General features: G+C 58.8%; 16 protein-coding genes. 11 read left to right on the forward strand and 5 right to left on the reverse strand.

All coding sequences use genetic code 11. The features are described 5' to 3' along the window. The first annotated feature begins 31 nt into the window (after positions 1-31). The 9 genes from G8764_RS21130 (at position 32) to G8764_RS21170 (ending at position 8,293) form a co-directional block, all read left to right on the forward strand. Positions 32-1,405, forward strand: coding sequence for a hypothetical protein (locus G8764_RS21130; RefSeq protein WP_166167977.1), 1,374 nt, complete (start codon positions 32-34; stop codon positions 1,403-1,405). A 121-nt stretch (positions 1,406-1,526) separates the two neighbouring features. Beyond that, on the forward strand, positions 1,527-2,846 hold the full coding sequence (locus G8764_RS21135; RefSeq protein WP_166167980.1) for an ABC transporter substrate-binding protein: 1,320 nt from the start codon (positions 1,527-1,529) through the stop codon (positions 2,844-2,846). Positions 2,847-2,928: 82 nt separating this feature from the next. Next, positions 2,929-3,846, forward strand: coding sequence for a carbohydrate ABC transporter permease (locus G8764_RS21140; RefSeq protein WP_166167983.1), 918 nt, complete (start codon positions 2,929-2,931; stop codon positions 3,844-3,846). Positions 3,847-3,856: 10 nt separating this feature from the next. Further along, the gene (locus tag G8764_RS21145; RefSeq protein WP_166167986.1) at positions 3,857-4,675 is read left to right on the forward strand and encodes a carbohydrate ABC transporter permease; all 819 of its coding nucleotides are present in this window, start codon (positions 3,857-3,859) and stop codon (positions 4,673-4,675) included. A 34-nt stretch (positions 4,676-4,709) separates the two neighbouring features. Then, positions 4,710-5,840, forward strand: a complete 1,131-nt coding sequence (locus tag G8764_RS21150) for an ABC transporter ATP-binding protein (protein WP_166167989.1) — start codon at positions 4,710-4,712, stop codon at positions 5,838-5,840. 105 nt (positions 5,841-5,945) lie between these two features. Further along, positions 5,946-7,328: an NAD(P)/FAD-dependent oxidoreductase gene (locus G8764_RS21155; protein ID WP_166167992.1), complete on the forward strand. Its 1,383-nt coding sequence runs from the start codon at positions 5,946-5,948 to the stop codon at positions 7,326-7,328. Between the two features lie 15 nt (positions 7,329-7,343). After that, positions 7,344-7,637: a hypothetical protein gene (locus tag G8764_RS21160; protein ID WP_166167995.1), complete on the forward strand. Its 294-nt coding sequence runs from the start codon at positions 7,344-7,346 to the stop codon at positions 7,635-7,637. 18 nt (positions 7,638-7,655) lie between these two features. Next, positions 7,656-7,871 carry an AbrB/MazE/SpoVT family DNA-binding domain-containing protein gene (locus G8764_RS21165; RefSeq protein ID WP_166167998.1) on the forward strand — a complete coding sequence of 72 codons (216 nt, stop codon included), beginning with the start codon at positions 7,656-7,658 and terminating at the stop codon, positions 7,869-7,871. Continuing rightward, positions 7,868-8,293 carry a PIN domain-containing protein gene (locus G8764_RS21170; RefSeq protein WP_166168001.1) on the forward strand — a complete coding sequence of 142 codons (426 nt, stop codon included), beginning with the start codon at positions 7,868-7,870 and terminating at the stop codon, positions 8,291-8,293. The genes G8764_RS21165 and G8764_RS21170 overlap by 4 nt, the downstream gene beginning before the upstream one ends. A gap of 90 nt (positions 8,294-8,383) precedes the next feature. On the opposite strand, the gene G8764_RS21175 is transcribed toward G8764_RS21170, so the two are convergent. The 5 genes from G8764_RS21175 to G8764_RS21195 form a co-directional block, all read right to left on the reverse strand. Beyond that, positions 8,384-9,361, reverse strand: coding sequence for a DUF2894 domain-containing protein (locus G8764_RS21175; RefSeq protein ID WP_166168004.1), 978 nt, complete (start codon positions 9,359-9,361; stop codon positions 8,384-8,386). 1 nt (position 9,362) lies between these two features. Continuing rightward, on the reverse strand, positions 9,363-9,998 hold the full coding sequence (locus tag G8764_RS21180; RefSeq protein WP_166168007.1) for an OmpA family protein: 636 nt from the start codon (positions 9,996-9,998) through the stop codon (positions 9,363-9,365). A gap of 2 nt (positions 9,999-10,000) precedes the next feature. Next, positions 10,001-12,223 carry a DUF802 domain-containing protein gene (locus G8764_RS21185; RefSeq protein ID WP_166168010.1) on the reverse strand — a complete coding sequence of 741 codons (2,223 nt, stop codon included), beginning with the start codon at positions 12,221-12,223 and terminating at the stop codon, positions 10,001-10,003. Next, positions 12,220-13,005 (reverse strand): DUF3348 family protein, encoded by a 786-nt coding sequence (locus G8764_RS21190; protein ID WP_166168013.1) that lies wholly within the window; start codon positions 13,003-13,005, stop codon positions 12,220-12,222. The genes G8764_RS21185 and G8764_RS21190 overlap by 4 nt, the downstream gene beginning before the upstream one ends. 281 nt (positions 13,006-13,286) lie before the next feature. Next, positions 13,287-14,183 carry a LysR substrate-binding domain-containing protein gene (locus G8764_RS21195; protein WP_166168016.1) on the reverse strand — a complete coding sequence of 299 codons (897 nt, stop codon included), beginning with the start codon at positions 14,181-14,183 and terminating at the stop codon, positions 13,287-13,289. A gap of 157 nt (positions 14,184-14,340) precedes the next feature. Here G8764_RS21195 and G8764_RS21200 point away from each other — a divergent pair, with 157 nt between their 5' ends. Beyond that, complete coding sequence (locus G8764_RS21200; protein WP_166168019.1) at positions 14,341-14,790, forward strand: DoxX family protein; 450 nt, start codon at positions 14,341-14,343, stop codon at positions 14,788-14,790. Positions 14,791-14,972: 182 nt separating this feature from the next. Continuing rightward, positions 14,973-15,944, forward strand: a complete 972-nt coding sequence (locus tag G8764_RS21205) for a glutathione S-transferase family protein (RefSeq protein ID WP_166168021.1) — start codon at positions 14,973-14,975, stop codon at positions 15,942-15,944. Positions 15,945-16,132: the final 188 nt, after the last annotated feature.

Here is a 16,132-nt window from a genome sequence, read left to right on the forward strand (position 1 = left end):
TGTAAAAAACAAATAATCAAGGAGATTTACTATGCCTAACTCAAAAATCCGCAGCACGCAATCTGGTCAAAACAATGGTCGCCCAGCATCGAAATTTGGCAAGCTGGGTTTGCTGGCTGCGGCTGTCATGGCTGTATCAACGCCCCTGTGCGTACAAGCTGCCGAATGGAACGAATGGCTTGAGCGCAATACACAAGTTAACTTCCTGGCATTGCAAAATTTCCAGGCAATTCAAGCGAAAGACGGCGCCTTCCGCCCGGCAGACGAAGAGCAGTCCACGGGTTTTGGTCGTCTCCGAGTCAACTTGCAACTCAAGTTTCAAATTACTGACAATATTACCGCTGATATCGATATCGCTGAAGAACCGAATGATTTCGGCAATAACGGCGACCGGGATTTCTCCTTCCACCAGGATTTCGCCGGTATTGAGTTTGAACTTCTCGGTCTCGCTGGCCAGGCTCGCGACGATGCTAACCTGACCCTGCGGGTGGGCAACATCGGCGCAGCCCCTTTCCAGTTTAAAGGTTTCCAGGACGGTGCTGACAACCAGGGCAATGCGCTTATTGGTAACGGCATAACCGACTACGCCACTGCAGAAAATGGCGCCCAGTTGGTCTACAGCAAGTCTTTCGATAGCGGTGCTATTCGCGGCTACAATCTGGCCGGCCATGTTACTACCTCAAGTTTTGGTGAAGCCTTCCAGGAAGATCGAGGCTACAACTTCCGGCTCCAGGGTAACCTTGAATTCGACGGCGGCTTTAAAGCGGGGTTGAGCTTTTTCCAGGCCAACCAGGGTGATCAACTGGTCTTTGACACCAATGGTGTAGCATCCATGGACGGCGTGACAACCACCAACTATCGCTTTGGTGATGGTGAAAACTACAACTTCTCAGCCTCGGGTTCCAGTGAGCGCGACACTCATGTCGGCGTTATGCCAGGTCTTGAGCAGTCGATTATCCAGTTGGACCTGGCCTATCAGCCGACACCGGATACCAGTGTGATTTTCATGATTGGTGAGTCCACGGATGATTTCACTTTCTCGGATGCGGCAGGTAACGCGAAAGCAGGTATTACCTCCTTTGATACAAGCGGAGCATCTTTCGACGCAAATCATGTGATTAAAGGCGATACGTCGGTTGAGTACTGGGTGCTTGAAGCACAACAGTACCTGATACCGGGCAAGTTCTACCTGGCCGCTCGCTACTCGGAAGCTGAAAACACTTCCGACCTGATCGACCAGTCTGACAACACTGTCGAGCGTATTCAGGTCGCAGCAGGCTACTGGTTCAATGACAGAACCCTGTTGAAGTTCGAGTATGTTGACCAGGAAGAAGGTGCTAACTCAGGTGGCCAGATCGGTTCCGGATTTGACGGCTTCACCTCAGAGATCTCTGTTAAGTTTTAATATCGGGCTGAGTCGCTATTAACAGTTGCTTTGGTTTAATAGCGCTTGCAGCTACAGCCGGGCCGGCTTCGCTCCAGCGGGGCGAAGCGGTTCGAATCCAACAATAAGGAGAGCATAGCTCATGAAACTACAATCCCTGATCGTCTCTGCAGCGGCCACGCTGCTGAGCACTGCGGCCGTGACCCAGGCGGCCACCACGGTGACCATTGGCACCGTCAATAACGGCGATATGATCGTTATGCAGAAACTCTCTGCCAGGTTTGAAGCAGAGAACCCGGACATAGACCTGAACTGGGTAGTGCTGGAAGAAAACGTGCTGCGCCAGCGCCTGACCACCGACATCGCTACCGGCAGCGGCCAGTTCGATGTGGTGACTATCGGTACCTACGAGGTGCCCATTTGGGGCGGTAAAGACTGGTTAGTGCCATTGGAAGGCCTGCCGGGAGACTACGACCTGGATGATGTGTTGCAATCGATACGCGACGGCCTGTCGCACGAGGGCAAGCTGTATGCATTGCCGTTCTACGCTGAAAGCTCCATGACGTTCTACAATTCCTCCCTGCTGGAAAAAGCGGGCCTCAGCATGCCGGATCAGCCCACCTGGGACCAGGTCAAGGTCATGGCGTCCAAGATTCACGATCCGGGCAATGGTGTCTACGGTATCTGCCTGCGGGGCAAGCCGGGTTGGGGCGAAAACATGGCCCTGGTGTCCACCATGGTCAACACTTTCGGCGGACGCTGGTTTGATGAAAACTGGAAGCCCGAACTGGATTCACCCGAGTGGCAGCAAGCGGTTGGCCTCTACATCGAGCTGCAGCAAAAATACGGTCCTCCGGGCGCCAGCTCCAACGGTTTTAACGAAAACCAGGCGCTGTTCTCCAGCGGTAAATGCGGTATATGGATCGATGCCACCTCGGCCGCAGGCGGTTTATACAACCGCAGCGAGTCCCAGGTCGCCGACAATGTTGGCTTTGCGCAGGCACCAGTCGCCGTAACGTCCCATGGCAACCACTGGTTGTGGTCCTGGGCGCTGGCTATCCCGAAAACCTCCGATGCCAAAGCGGCTGCGCAGAAGTTTATGACCTGGGCTACGTCCAAGTCCTACATCGAAATGGTGGGCGCGAGCGAGGGCTGGGCCAGTGTGCCTCCAGGTACCCGCAAATCCACCTATGCTAACCCCAAGTACAAGGCAGCGGCTCCTTTCGCCCCGGCCGTGCTGGAGGCGATCCAGACTGCTGACCCCACCAAGCCGAGTGTCCAGCCGGTGCCTTACACCGGGGTCCAGTATGTGGGCATTCCCGAGTTCCAGTCTATCGGTACCCAGGTGGGCCAGACCATCGCCGGCGCTTTGGCCGGGCAGATGACTGTGAAGCAGGCATTGAAGAGCGTCCAGTCTTCCGTTTCGCGAACCATGCGTCGGGCCGGCTACCCTAAAAAATAAGACTTACCTGTGAACTTACCCGCGCGGCCCTCTCGATGAGGGGCGCCGCCAGGTAAGCAACTGACTTTGGAGGATGACACCCATGGCGACACCTGCAAGCACGGCGGCCGCTAATTCGGCGGTGAAAACTAAAAATACCAGAAAGGTCGATACACGGCCCTTCCTCTGGCCCTCGGTGATTGTCCTGTTCCTGTGGATGATCGTTCCATTGGCGATGACGTTGTACTACTCCGTCATCAATTACAATTTGCTCGATCCCTCATTTACCGGCTTTGCCGGCCTGGAGAACTACAAGTTCCTGCTCGAGGACCCGTCCCTGTGGACCTCAATGTGGAATACTCTGGTTCTGGTCGGCTCGGTCCTGATTATCTCCGTTGTGGTGGGGGCTCTGTTGGCGGTGCTTTACAACGCCAGGTTTCCCGGTCGCAACATTGCTCGCTTACTGGTGATCGCGCCGTTTTTCGTGATGCCGACAGTAAGCGCGCTGATCTGGAAGAATATGATGTTGCATCCGGTTAACGGCTTTGTCGCCTGGCTGCAGTCGGCCCTGGGCATGGTGCCCACCGACTGGTTCAGTCAATACCCGATGCTGTCGATTATCCTGATCGTCTCCTGGCAATGGGTGCCGTTTGCCTTCCTGATTTTGTTGACCGCAATCCAGTCACTGGACAGCGAACAACAGGAGGCCGCCCGCATCGACGGCGCCGGACCGGTTGCCATGTTCTTTTACATCGTGCTGCCACACCTGCAGCGGTCCATTTCGGTGGTCATTATGATCGAGAGTATCTTTCTGCTCGCGATCTTTGCCGAGATTTACGTTACTACCTCGGGCGGTCCGGGTTTGGCTACCACCAACCTGTCCTACCTGATTTACTCGGTGGGTCTATTGCAGTTCGACGTGGGCTATGCCTCGGCCGGTGGTGTGATTGCCGTGATCCTGGCAAATATCGTGGCCATTTTCCTGATACGCACCGTTTCGCGCAACATGCAGAAGGCTTGAGGATATAACAATGCAAAACTCATCTGATAACAAACTTTGGCTCACGGTTCTCGGCTGGACAGTCGCCCTGATGATCTTCTTTCCGATCTTCTGGATGGCGCTGACCTCGTTCAAGACCGAAGTCGAGGCGGTCTCTACGCCGTCGCTGCTGTTCGCACCGACGCTGGAGAATTACGCGCAGGTATTCGAGCGCAGTGACTACCTGAAATTCGCCTGGAACTCGATCTACGTGTCGTTCGGCTCCACCTTGCTGGCGCTGGCCTTCGCCATTCCGGCGGCTTACTCCATGGCGTTTTTCCCGTCCAAGCGCACGCCGGGCACGTTGCTGTGGATGCTCTCCACCAAGATGATGCCGCCGGTGGGAGTACTGATTCCAATCTATCTGCTGTTTCGCGATATGGGGCTGCTGGATACCGCCACTGGCCTAATGATCATCTACACCCTGATGAATCTGCCGATCGTGATCTGGATGCTCTACACCTACTTCAAGGACGTGCCCATCGAGATCCTCGAGGCCGGACGGGTGGACGGTGTCACCCCGGTGCAGGAGCTGTTTATGCTGCTTATCCCGCTGGCGATTCCGGGTATCGCGTCCACCGGGTTGCTGTCGGTGATCCTGTCCTGGAACGAAGCTTTCTGGAGCCTGAACTTGACCAGTTCACAGGGGGCACCGCTGACCGCATTCATCGCATCCTATTCAGCGCCGCAAGGGCTGTTCTGGGCGAAACTTTCAGCCGCGTCACTCATGGCTATCGCACCGATTCTGGTGGTCGGCTGGATGAGCCAGAAACAGTTGGTCTCCGGGCTTACCTTCGGCGCCGTAAAATAACAATTAAATTCTATATTTAACGAGGACTACAGCAATGGCTGAAGTGATACTGAAAAACATCAAGAAATCCTACGGCGACGTACAGGTCATCAAGGGCGTAGATCTGCACATCAAGGACAAGGAGTTCTGCATCTTCGTCGGCCCTTCAGGCTGCGGTAAATCCACCTTGTTGCGCATGATTGCCGGGTTGGAGGAAATCACCTCCGGCGAGCTGCATATCGGCGGCACCCAGGTCAACGACCTGTCACCGGCCGACCGGGGCATCTCCATGGTGTTCCAGAGCTACGCCCTCTACCCGCATATGAGCGTGCGCGAGAATATGGGCTTTAGCCTGAAGTTGGCCAAGCAGCCTGCGGAAGAGATCAAGCGCAAAGTTGATGAGGCGGCGCGCATCCTGAAGCTCGATCCGCTGCTCGACCGCAAGCCGGCGGAACTGTCCGGTGGCCAGCGCCAGCGGGTGGCAATTGGCCGGGCCATCGTGCGCAACCCGAAAGTGTTTTTGTTCGATGAGCCACTGTCGAACCTGGATGCAGCGCTGCGAGTGCAAATGCGTATTGAAATCGCCCGCATGCACCATGATTTCGACGCTACGATGATCTACGTCACCCACGACCAGGTCGAGGCCATGACCATGGCGGACAAGATCGTGGTGTTGCAGGGCGGTGTAATCGAACAAGTGGGCTCGCCGCTGGATCTCTATCATCATCCGGTCAACAAGTTTGTCGCCGGCTTTATGGGTTCGCCCAACATGAACTTCCTGGAGTCCACCATCAAGCAGGTTGAAGACGAGTGCGTTACCGTCGGCTTGCCCGGCGGTGGTACCGTCAGCGTGCCGGTCAAGCGCGAGCAGGCCAGCGTTGGTGACAAGGTCACCCTGGGCGTGCGCCCTGAGCATTTGCTGGAAGGTGGCGGCGGCGACGGTGAAGTCAGCGGCAAGGTGTTGGTGGTCGAGCGTCTCGGCGGCGGCACCCTGGTCTACGCCAGTCTCGAGGATGGCCAGAGCATCAGCGCCCAAATTGATGGCAATAGCTCGATCAAAGTGGACGATACGATCAAGCTTGGCCTGCGCAACGAAACCTGCCACGTCTTTACAGCCGATGGCCTGGCGTTGCCCCAGATCGATCGTCATCCGCTGGCCGATGTTGGCCGTGGCTCTGGCCATTGATCCGCTACCCGGTGGCGCGTATGCGAGCCGGGGCATAGGCAAGGGGGGCCGTTAGGTGAAATTGCGAATTCACTTAACGGCACCAGACAAAGGAGTCAACAAATTATGAGCATCGACTTGAATGCTCAAACAGATGTCAATGGGCAGCTGTCCGGCAGCCATTACGGCAACAAGCGCGAAGCGGGATGCCACCAGATTGTAATTGTCGGTGGCGGTGCCGCCGGGCTGGAGTTGGCCACCAAACTGGGCAAGAAACACGGCAAGAGCGGAAACGTTAAAATTACCCTGATCGATGCCAACCTGACCCATATGTGGAAGCCGCTGTTGCACGAAGTTGCGGCCGGCAAGCTCAATTCGGGGGAGGAGGAGGTCAGCTATCTGGCCCATGCCCACCGGAACAACTTCCGTTTCTGTCTGGGGCGGTTGGAATCTCTCGACCGGGCGCAGCAGATTGTCACCATGGAGCCATTCCTGGACGAAGGCGGCAACCAGTATGTGCCGCGCCGCCGCTTCTACTACGATACCCTGATTCTTGCCATTGGCAGCAAGACCAATTCCTTCGGCACTCCCGGCGTCGAGGAGCATTGTGTGTTTTTGGACAGCCGCAACCAGGCCGACAAATTTCACCAGCAGTTACTGCGCTCCTTCCTGCGGGTGCAGACGTTCCAGGGTGAGCTGGCAGAAAAGCAGTTGAATGTCGCGATTGTCGGCGCCGGGGCAACCGGTGTGGAGCTGGCAGCAGAGCTGCACCATACGGCCCGGGAACTGGTGGAGTTTGGTCTCGACCAGATTGTGCCGCACCGGGATGTAAAAATCCGGGTCATCGAAGCCGGGCCCAGGATACTGCCTGCCGTTGCCGAGCGCATTGCCACCGGCGCCCATCAGCAACTGGAAAAACTGGGCGTCGTTGTGCATACCAACATGCGCATCAGTAAAGTGACCGCGGACGGGTTGCATACCGCTGACGGCGAGTTTATCCCCGCTGCCATCAAAGTCTGGGCGGCTGGCATCAAGGCGGCGGATGTGCTCGCTGATCTCGATGGCCTGGAAAGCAATCGTATCAACCAGTTGCTGGTAAAACCGACCCTGCAGACCACGCTGGATGAGCGCATATTTGCCCTGGGAGATTGCGCAGCTTGCCCCCGCAAAGACAGCGATCGCCCGGTTCCGCCGCGGGCCCAGGCCGCGCATCAACAGGCGTCCCTGTTGGCGAAATCCATCAACTGCCGCCTCAAGGGCAAGCCCGTGCCGGAATATGTCTACCACGATTTTGGCTCGCTGGTTTCCCTCAGCAAAGGCGGGGCAGTGGGTAATTTGATGGGCAATCTGACCGGCGATGTGATGGTGTCCGGTCGCATTGCGCGGGTGATCTATGTGTCGCTTTATCGCATGCACCTGATGGCGGTGCACGGAGTATTGCGCACCGGCTTAAAAATCGTCGGCCAGTGGTTGAGTGGCGGAGTAAAGCCGCCCATGAAAATGCACTGACTTTTGGGCCGATAAATGGCCAGCCGGCTGCGCCTGACCCTGATGTTATTCGCTGCCGGCTTTTTTACGCCTGGCTTTGCCGTCGCGCTTGTTTTTCGCCGTACCTTTCTCTTTAGCAGTACCTTTTTCTTTAACGGCACCTTGCTCTTTGCCCTTGCTATTGCTGGCAGTGGCGGCGGTCTTTTTTATCTATACCGTGTCCATCATGCAGTAAGCCTGTTGTACCGTTGGTGTAGTCACACCCCAAGCGCTTCTTTACCATTGATGTTATGTAAAGAATACTGTATCTTTACCAATGTCTTATGGTAAAGACATTTGGGGTGCGTTATGCCGAAAGTTAGTTCAAAGAGACAGGTGACCTTGCCGATAGCCGGTTGCGAGGCGTTGGGTATACACCCTGGGGATGAGGTGGAAATTCTACGCTACGGTAATCAGTTCAATATCATTAAGAAAGAGGTTGGAGCTGCTGCCGGAATGCTGAAGAACATTAAGCCCAATAAGAAGGTTTCTGACAGAGAATCATTGCTGGGCAATTTCAATTGATTGCGATAGATACGAACGTATTGCTTCGGTATCTTCTCGACGATGATGTGAAGCAGTCCTCTCAAGCTAAAAAGCTGATTATTGGAGGCCGCCCGGTTTTAATAACGGATGTAGTCCTGGTGGAAGCCGTCTGGACGTTAATGGGGCCGCGCTATTCGGTAGACAAGCCGGGTATCTGCGCTATTGTCCGTGCCTTGATCGGTGACAGCAGCTTCGTTTTTGAGGATTCCCAGGTGATCTGGAGCTCTTTGCGAGCCTATGATGAAAGCAAGACTGTGCGTGGTAAAAGACTGGATTTTGCCGATGCCCTCATAGCTAGTAAGGCACATTATTTCGCTCAGAATCAAGGTGATAAGTTGTCAGGTTTTTATAGCTTCGATAAGGCAACAGAGCAGTTAGAAGGGGCAAAGACTCTCAAATGAAGTTGGTGAAGCATGATGCGGACAGATCCAGATGCACGGAGTCCATATCGAGTTACATTGTAGCCAGCCGGCTGTGACTACCCCCGGGGGTTATTCACTGCCGGCTTTTTTACGCCCGGCTTTGCCGCCGCGCTTGTTTTTCGCCGCACCTTTTTCTTTAACGGCACCTTGCTCTTTGCCCTTGCTTTTGCTGGCAGTGGCGGCGGTCTTTTTGACGTCCGCCTGCTCCAGCCACAGCAGGGTGTCCATATGGCTCAGGAAGCGGTTGAGGTAGTGAGGCGACAGATCGCGCATCAGGGTCAGGGCCCGGGTCGCCAGCATTTGCGGGTTGAGGGGGCCGGGGCTGGCGGGGCCGTGATCGATGTCCTGGATAGCCTGGTCCACCAACTTGTTGGCGCCCTGTTTTTGTCGCTGTTGGCGCAGCTTGCGGCTGGCCTTCAGCTCCGGCGGCTGAGCTTGCCGTTGTGGCGCTGGGCCGGGAGCGGCCGCTGCGTTCGAGTCCGTCGCCAGGCTCTGCAGGATCCGGGTTTCCTGCTGTTGCAGGTATTCGTCCAGCAGCAAGCCAACCGAGGCCGGGTCTGCGGCGGGAGCCTCACTCGCCAGTTCGCCAGTGATGGCGGCCAGGCTGCAGTGGCCAGGCTGCCGGGTCTGCCGCTGCAGGCGCTCGGCCAGGCGCTGCAGGGCAGGGTACTGGCAGCGATCAAACAGTTGCCGGGCTTGGCTGTTGGCGCTTGCAAAGTCGCGTTCAATAACCGTGAGAGTGTCAGCGCCAGCGGCCCCTGCGCTGGCAAAATCCGCCTCGTAGGACGCCAGTGCCGCTGCCGCCTTGCTTGCCAGGATCTGTTGCACCGGCTCTCGCTTGTCGCTGGCGCGGCGGACGAGGGCGAGCAGGTACTGGAAGCGGACCGGGTCAAAGCCGTCGGCAGCGGCTGTTTGCAATTGTTCGAGCCGGTCGTTCAGCGCCGCCAGGGCCTCGGCCGGACCGGATTCTGGCGTCGGGCCAGGCTGCGCGTCCAGCGGCACCTCGGGTTCGCCGGGGCGTATCACTTGATCACCGCTGGCGCCCATATCAGTCGGCCTGCTGATTGCTGGCGCGGGGCACCGGCGCCATTTCCACCCGCCGGTTTTGCGAGCGGCCGCTGTCGTCCAGGTTGGCGGCGATGGGTTGCTGGTCGCCAAAGGCGGCGGCAAACACCAGCGCCGGCGGCATGCCCTCTTCGATCAGGGCGCGGGTCACGGTAAGGGCGCGCTGGGCTGATAATTCCCAGTTGTCGGCAAAGTGGCGGTTGCCTTTCTGGATTGGCAGGTCGTCGGTAAAGCCGCTCACCATCAGCAGTTGGTCGCGCTCACCCAGGTAGAGTTGCAACGGCGGCACCAGGGTCTGCAGCAGTTCCCGGCCCTGGGGTTGCAGTTCGGCCGAGTTGAGCCCGAACAGCAGGTTGCCACTGATACCGATGCGGCCGTCGCGCAGGGTTACCCGGCCGCTGGCCAGTGGGTCGGCGAGGGCTTGTTCCAAAGCGCTGCGGCGCTGCTCGGCCACTTCACGTTTTTCAATTTCCTGCTTCAGGGTCTGGGACAACTCCAATTGAAAGCCCAGGGCCCAGACCAGCAACAACACAAATACGCCCACCAGGCCGGACATCAGGTCGCCAAAAATTGCCCAGAGTGGCGACTCCTGGGCGATGCCATCATCCAGTTCCGCCATGACTAGTTAACCGCCTCGACTGTCCGCTGGCCGCTGTCGCTGAGTTGGCGCAACTGGTCGATAATGTCCTGCTGGGAGAGCATGCTCTGGTCGATAATCTCCCGCGCCTGGGCCACATAGTAGGCCAGCTGCTCGTCGCTGCGGTTGCTGGAGCTCTGCAGGGATTCTTCAATGCGGCCGAGGCTGTCGATCAGCTTCCCGTTGGCGTCGTTAAACAGTTGCACCGCCATACCGAAGGCCTCGCCGAGGCTGGAGAGCTCGGTGGCACTGCCGGCGAAATGGTCGACCACATCGGCCAACTTCACCGCTTCCGAGCCAACCGAGTCGCTAAAGCGACTGCCCACCCCTTGCAGCATGTCGGCGGCGCTGTTGACCAGTTGCTCGATGGCCGCGCGCTGCTCCTGGGTCGACTGTTGCATGGCGCCCGACAGCTGGCTGAGCTCTGCCATGGTACGGCGGCGCTCGTCCAGCAAGCTGTTGTCGCGCTCGATGCTGTTGGATATCTCCGCCCGCAATTTGGCGATCACCTCGGCGGCCGCCCGCGGCGTCTCCGAAGCCGTTTCTATCAATCGCGTCATGGGCTCTTCCAGGGCCTGGCCGAGTTTGCCGAGGTGCTCGGCCACCGCGGCCTGCAATTGGTCGAGGCGGGCAATGGCTTTATCGCCGCGCTCTTGCTCCGCGCTGCGCAGCGCCAGCAACTGTTCTTCCAGAGTCGAGCTCAGTTGCTGCACCCGCTGCTCGTGGCTGTCGAGCCAGCTGGCTTCGCTGTCAATGCGGGTATGCACCAGGGTTTCCGACGCCTGCAACAGCGCGCCGATCTTGTTGACCATCTGGCTGCTGCCAGACTCTGCAGTGGCGGCCATGCGGCTGGCGGTTTCTTGCAGCGCCGTGGCGCTGCGCTCAAGTGCCGCCGACCAGTGTTGCAGGCGGTCTTCGTCAGCGGCCTGCTGACGCTGGAGCCAGTCACTGCTGGCGCTGCCGAAGGACGCCAGCAAACCGGCGCTGGCACTGTCGAACTGGCGGTTATAGTTTTCCAGACTTTGGCTGACCCGCTCGACCAGCTTGTCGTTGGCCTGCTCGTGGGCTGCAAGGCCCGCCTGCCAGGCGCTGTTCACTTCGCTGCAGGTGCCGGCAAATTGCTGGTTGTGGCGCTCGAGGCTGTGGCTGAGTTGTTCAACCAGCTTGCCGTTGGCCTGGTCCTGGGCCGCCAGGCCCGCCTGCCAGGCACTGCTCATGTCGCTGCTGGTGGTGGCGAACTGGGTGCTGATGGTATCCAGGTGGCGTTGGCTAATGTCGGTTAATTGCTGTTGGCTGGCAGTTACGGCCTGGTTCATGCCCTGCAGCAGTTCCTTTACCGCAGGCTCAATGCTTTCCACCGCCAGCCGGCCGCTGGCGGCCAGGCTCTGTTGCAAGGATTGGTCGATGGAGTTGGCCAGCTCGCGATAGGTGTGCTCCGCGTGGTGGTGAAACTGGTCCTGGTTACGTATCAGGCTGTCGCTGACCTGGTCGCTCATGCGCCCCACCTGCTCGATCAGCAGGGTCAGTTTCTCGGCCACTTGAGGCAGGGCCTGGGCCTGGGATTGCAGGGCGTTGAAGGTTTGCTGGCGGTTGTAGGCGAGGGAGTGGTCCTGCAGCACAGTGCCGATTTTGCCATCCAGCAGGCGCGCCGCCAGCATGCGCTCGCGGCGGCTGAGGGTGGCGATAAAACCGAGCATGGCGGAGGCGGCCACCCCGGCCACCGAGGTGCCAAAGGCCATGCCCAGGCCCTTGATGGGGGCGGCCAGGCCGGCGCGAATGGCCTCCAGTTCGCTGGTGCCCTCCAGCGCCATAACCGCGCCCTTGAGGGTGTCGACCATGCCGACAAAGGTGCCCAGCAGGCCCAGCATGACCAGCAGGCCGATCAGGTAGGGCGCCAGCACCGGTGCCGGCAGGCCCGCCTGTTGGCCCTCAATGCGCTGGCGCACGCTGTTTTGCAGGGACGCGGGCAGGCGCTGCAGCCAGCCGTTCAGGTCGGTGACTTTATCCGTCAGGCCCTGGAGGGCGTGGGCCAGGCTGGCAGTGGTTTGCTGGTAGCGCCACAATTCGCCGTAACCGACACAGTAAACGGCAGCGATCACCAGGGTGACGATCAGTGCCAGCAGGTTGGAGCCGACAAAAGCCGAGCCCATCCAGACAACGATTATGGCGCCCAGTAAAAAGGCGGCGGCCGAAAGTGTTCTTGTCATTGCGTTCTCTCTATCTCTGAGTCCAGGGCTTCCACCAGCCCCAGCACCGGTTGCAGGCGCAGCTCCAGCTCTGCCAGCAGCAAGCCCTGCATTTCCCGAAAAAATTGGCCCAGCCAGCCATCCTGTTGAGTCCAGCGGCTGGTCTGGTCTGGCGCCCCCGCGCCGGGTGTGTCCTCTACCTCCAGGCCCAGCTCCATTTGGGCATCGAGGTGGCGCTGGCGCAGATACAGGAAGCGCTGGCCCAGCAGGCGCGGAATGGCCGCCAGGGATTTGCGCCCGTGTGCCGCCAGGGTGTCGCCGAGGGCGGTATCCAGCGCCGCCAGTTGGGCCAGCGGCTGGGAATAGGCGGCCACCGCCTGGCGCACCCGGCGCCGCAACTTGATGATGCGGAAGTCCATTTCGCTCTGCAGCAGGGCGTAAAACTTCTGGTAGGGCGCAAAGCCGCCGCTGTCGTCCAGCAAGGTGTCCGGGTCGGGCTTCGGCAAACTGAACGGCGGCGCGCTGCTGGCGGGATTAAAGCAGCCGGCAATAAATTCCACCATGGCCTGGCGTGCCTGCAGAAATTCCTCCCGGCAACTGGCCACAGGGGTTGTGGCCGGGGTAAACGCCAGTCTCGGCAGGCCCCGCAGCGCATCCGCCAGGTAGATGGAATCCGTCAGGTCGATCAGGCGGCCCAGCTTGTCGGTAAAATTCTTGTGCGAAAGCTCGGCGTCGGCCACTGCGAGATCCTGCAGGTAGCGCACCAGTCGCGAGCTCTGGGGGGTGGCTGAAGCCTGGGCCATAAATATCTACGTTAAACCAACAGCCGCATGCAACCAACTGAATAAATGAAAGACAATTCCGCGTCCGCTCGACCTGTACCCGGCAAGTTGCGGCAACCGCTGGCCGAGGCTGTATTGCGCCGGTTAACCAAAGCCCGGTCGCCAAACAGCCCGCCATTATCGCTATTTCGGTGACGGATTCAAGGACCGTGGGGCGCCAATGCCAACTCGCGCGAGTGGCTGGCGCCGGGTTCCTCCTGTATGGCCAGCGGTGGTTGGCCGAGCTCGGGTCTACCGCTGGGTTACCACTTGGTGGCGGCCAGGCGCTGGGACAGGGCCTGCAGGGCTTTGCCCTTGTTGCTGATTTTCCAGGCGATAAAGTATTCGCCGTCGGTGGATTGCAGGTTTAATGGTCGCAACCGGCCACGGTCCAGATCGTCCTGGATCCGGTGGCGGGGCAGGTGGCCGATGCCGAGCCCCGCCAGCAGCGCACAGTACTTTTGGTCGGTGGTCTGCACATAGAGGCAGTTGCTGGCACCAATGCTGAGGCCGGCGCTGCGCACTATGTTAACCCGGGAGGTATCGTGGGTGACGACGCGGCGCAGCTTAGGCAGGGCCGCTTGCAAGGCATCCGGGTCGCAGGCGAGGGCCGCCATGGGGTGGCGGGCGGCAATCACCGGCACCAGGTCCGTGGTGCCCAGGGGCAGGGCGCGATAACCCTTTTGCAGCGGTACCGGCCCGGGCGCGCCGACAATCAGTTCGACGCGATCCTGTTCCAGCGCTTCCCAGCCGCCATTGAGCACTGCCTCGCAGATATCCAGTTCCAGGCTGGGGTGCTCTTCCAGGAACGCCGCCAGCACCTCGAAGAACAGCGGGTAATTCTGGATCGATTCCACCGCGATGCGCAGGCGCGGCTCCCAGCCGGTGGCGACCTCCTTGGCCTTGTCCGCCAGTTGGGTGGTGGCGTAGAGAATCTTGCGCCCTTCCTCCAGCACAAAACGGCCCGCCGGGGTGAGCACCGAGCGCCGCCCCTGGCGCTGGAACAGGGTGATGCCCAGCTGCTCCTCCAGCTTTTGCACGCTGTAGGAGAGGGCCGAGGTGACTTTGTTCAGCTCTTCCGCGGCTTTTGCAAAGCTGCCGCGCCGGTCAATGGCGTCCAGAATTTCCAGCGCTTCAATAGTTATGGGGTTGGCAGGCATCAGCAGTCACTCAACTGTTCAGATATTTAGAACATTCCAATCGAAAAACCTATCTTATTGTAATTTCTGCGATCGGTACAATGGCCACAGTTAGCAGGATTGGTCGCCAAACACGGTTACCAGCTAGATCAACTAAACACAGTTACCGGAGCATCACATGACTACTTTATTGAACAAGTTAACCACCACCACCGCCGGCTTCGACACCCTGTCGGTACGCCTGGCCGCTGGCGTTATTTTCAGCGCCCACGGGGCACAGAAACTGTTTGGCTGGTTCGGCGGCTACGGCCTAGAGGGCACTGCCGGCTGGATGGCGTCGATCGGGCTGGCGCCGGGAACCCTGTTTGCCGCTCTCGCCGGCGGCGCGGAATTTTTCGGTGGCCTGCTGCTGATCGTCGGTTTACTGGTGCGTCCGGCGGCGCTGGTGCTGGCCTTCACCATGCTGGTGGCGCTGTTTTGGGTGCACTTTGAAAACGGCCTGTTTATGAGCAACAACGGCTACGAGTTCGCCCTGGCACTGCTGGCCGTCAGCGTGGCGCTGCTACTGCGCGGCGCCGGCAGCTTCAGCGCCGATCGCCTGCTGCAGGCCAAATTCACAGCTCAGTAAAAGCAGTTTGGAAATGGGCTCTGGTTACTCCCGCGAGGGGGTAACCAGAGTCTCACTAAAGCTGCTTTTCTGTTTGCAGCGGCAGTATTTACGCCAGCTAACGCCTGCTACAGGCGACACCTGCTACAGACAATACCTTTTACAGAAATACCTTTTACAGAAAACTCCAGAGGACCAGCACAATGGGTTTATTGCAAAACGGCCAGTGGGTCGATCAATGGTATGACACCGACAGCAGTGGTGGCGAGTTCCGTCGCCAGGACAGTCGCTTTCGCAGCTGGGTCACCGCCGACGGCAGCGCCGGTCCCAGCGGCGAGCCGGGCTTCAAGGCAGAAAAAGGCCGCTATCACCTCTACGTCTCGCTGGCCTGCCCCTGGGCCCACCGCACCCTGGTGTTGCGTCGGCTAAAACAGCTGGACGACTATATCGGCGTAACCGTGGTTAACCCGCTGATGCTGGAACACGGCTGGGAGCTGGAAGACCCACTCTACGACCTGCGGTTTCTCTATCAGTTGTACCTAAAAGCGGACCCCGATTACGAGGGCCGGGTCACGGTGCCAGTATTGTGGGACAAGCAAACCGCTACTATCGTCAACAACGAATCCGCCGAGATCATCCGCATGTTCAACTCGGCGTTTAATCACTTGACCGGCAACGACGACGATTATTACCCGGCCGAGCTGCAGCAAGTCATTGACGGCCTCAATGACCGCATCTACGACAGCATCAACAACGGCGTCTACAAGGCCGGTTTCGCCACCAGCCAGGCAGCTTACGAGCAGGCCTACTACTGTCTGTTTGACGCTCTCGACTGGGTGGAGGGTATCCTCTCCCGCCAGCGTTACCTGGCCGGCTACCAGCTCACCGAAGCCGATTGGCGCCTGTTCACCACCCTGATTCGCTTCGATGCAGTCTACGTAGGCCACTTCAAGTGCAACCGCCAGCGCATCGCCGACTACCCGGCCCTCAGCGCATATCTGCGCGAGCTGTACCAGGTGCCGGGAGTGGCAGAGACTGTCGATATGGAGCAGATCAAAACCCACTACTACGCCAGCCAGCGCACCATCAATCCCAGCGCTTTGGTGCCGCTGGGGCCAGACCAGGATTTCACCGCGCCCCACGGGCGGGATCGATTTACGAACACACTTTCGTGATATGCGAGTGACTCTTATATCGCCCCTTGCATGGACACATTTGAGATATGAGTGGACTGCCCGTCAGCGATGGGGGGAGCCCATTGCGGATCGGCCATATCCCCCCGACCACATTTGGCGGCTGCGAAACTCAACCATTTTTTTGCGCAAAAAGACGCGCAAAAAAATTGGGATTCAGACAGTCCTTG

Source organism: Pseudomaricurvus alcaniphilus (assembly GCF_011440395.1).
Classification (GTDB): Bacteria; Pseudomonadota; Gammaproteobacteria; order Pseudomonadales; family Cellvibrionaceae; genus Pseudomaricurvus; species Pseudomaricurvus alcaniphilus.

Coding starts and splice junctions, on each gene's coding strand:
- G8764_RS21130 (WP_166167977.1), top strand. CDS start 32: ATGCCTAACTCAAAAATCCGCAGCACGCAATCTGGTCAAAACAATGGT.
- G8764_RS21135 (WP_166167980.1), top strand. CDS start 1,527: ATGAAACTACAATCCCTGATCGTCTCTGCAGCGGCCACGCTGCTGAGC.
- G8764_RS21140 (WP_166167983.1), top strand. CDS start 2,929: ATGGCGACACCTGCAAGCACGGCGGCCGCTAATTCGGCGGTGAAAACT.
- G8764_RS21145 (WP_166167986.1), top strand. CDS start 3,857: ATGCAAAACTCATCTGATAACAAACTTTGGCTCACGGTTCTCGGCTGG.
- G8764_RS21150 (WP_166167989.1), top strand. CDS start 4,710: ATGGCTGAAGTGATACTGAAAAACATCAAGAAATCCTACGGCGACGTA.
- G8764_RS21155 (WP_166167992.1), top strand. CDS start 5,946: ATGAGCATCGACTTGAATGCTCAAACAGATGTCAATGGGCAGCTGTCC.
- G8764_RS21160 (WP_166167995.1), top strand. CDS start 7,344: ATGGCCAGCCGGCTGCGCCTGACCCTGATGTTATTCGCTGCCGGCTTT.
- G8764_RS21165 (WP_166167998.1), top strand. CDS start 7,656: ATGCCGAAAGTTAGTTCAAAGAGACAGGTGACCTTGCCGATAGCCGGT.
- G8764_RS21175 (WP_166168004.1), bottom strand. CDS start 9,361: ATGGGCGCCAGCGGTGATCAAGTGATACGCCCCGGCGAACCCGAGGTG.
- G8764_RS21180 (WP_166168007.1), bottom strand. CDS start 9,998: ATGGCGGAACTGGATGATGGCATCGCCCAGGAGTCGCCACTCTGGGCA.
- G8764_RS21185 (WP_166168010.1), bottom strand. CDS start 12,223: ATGACAAGAACACTTTCGGCCGCCGCCTTTTTACTGGGCGCCATAATC.
- G8764_RS21190 (WP_166168013.1), bottom strand. CDS start 13,005: ATGGCCCAGGCTTCAGCCACCCCCCAGAGCTCGCGACTGGTGCGCTAC.
- G8764_RS21195 (WP_166168016.1), bottom strand. CDS start 14,183: ATGCCTGCCAACCCCATAACTATTGAAGCGCTGGAAATTCTGGACGCC.
- G8764_RS21200 (WP_166168019.1), top strand. CDS start 14,341: ATGACTACTTTATTGAACAAGTTAACCACCACCACCGCCGGCTTCGAC.
- G8764_RS21205 (WP_166168021.1), top strand. CDS start 14,973: ATGGGTTTATTGCAAAACGGCCAGTGGGTCGATCAATGGTATGACACC.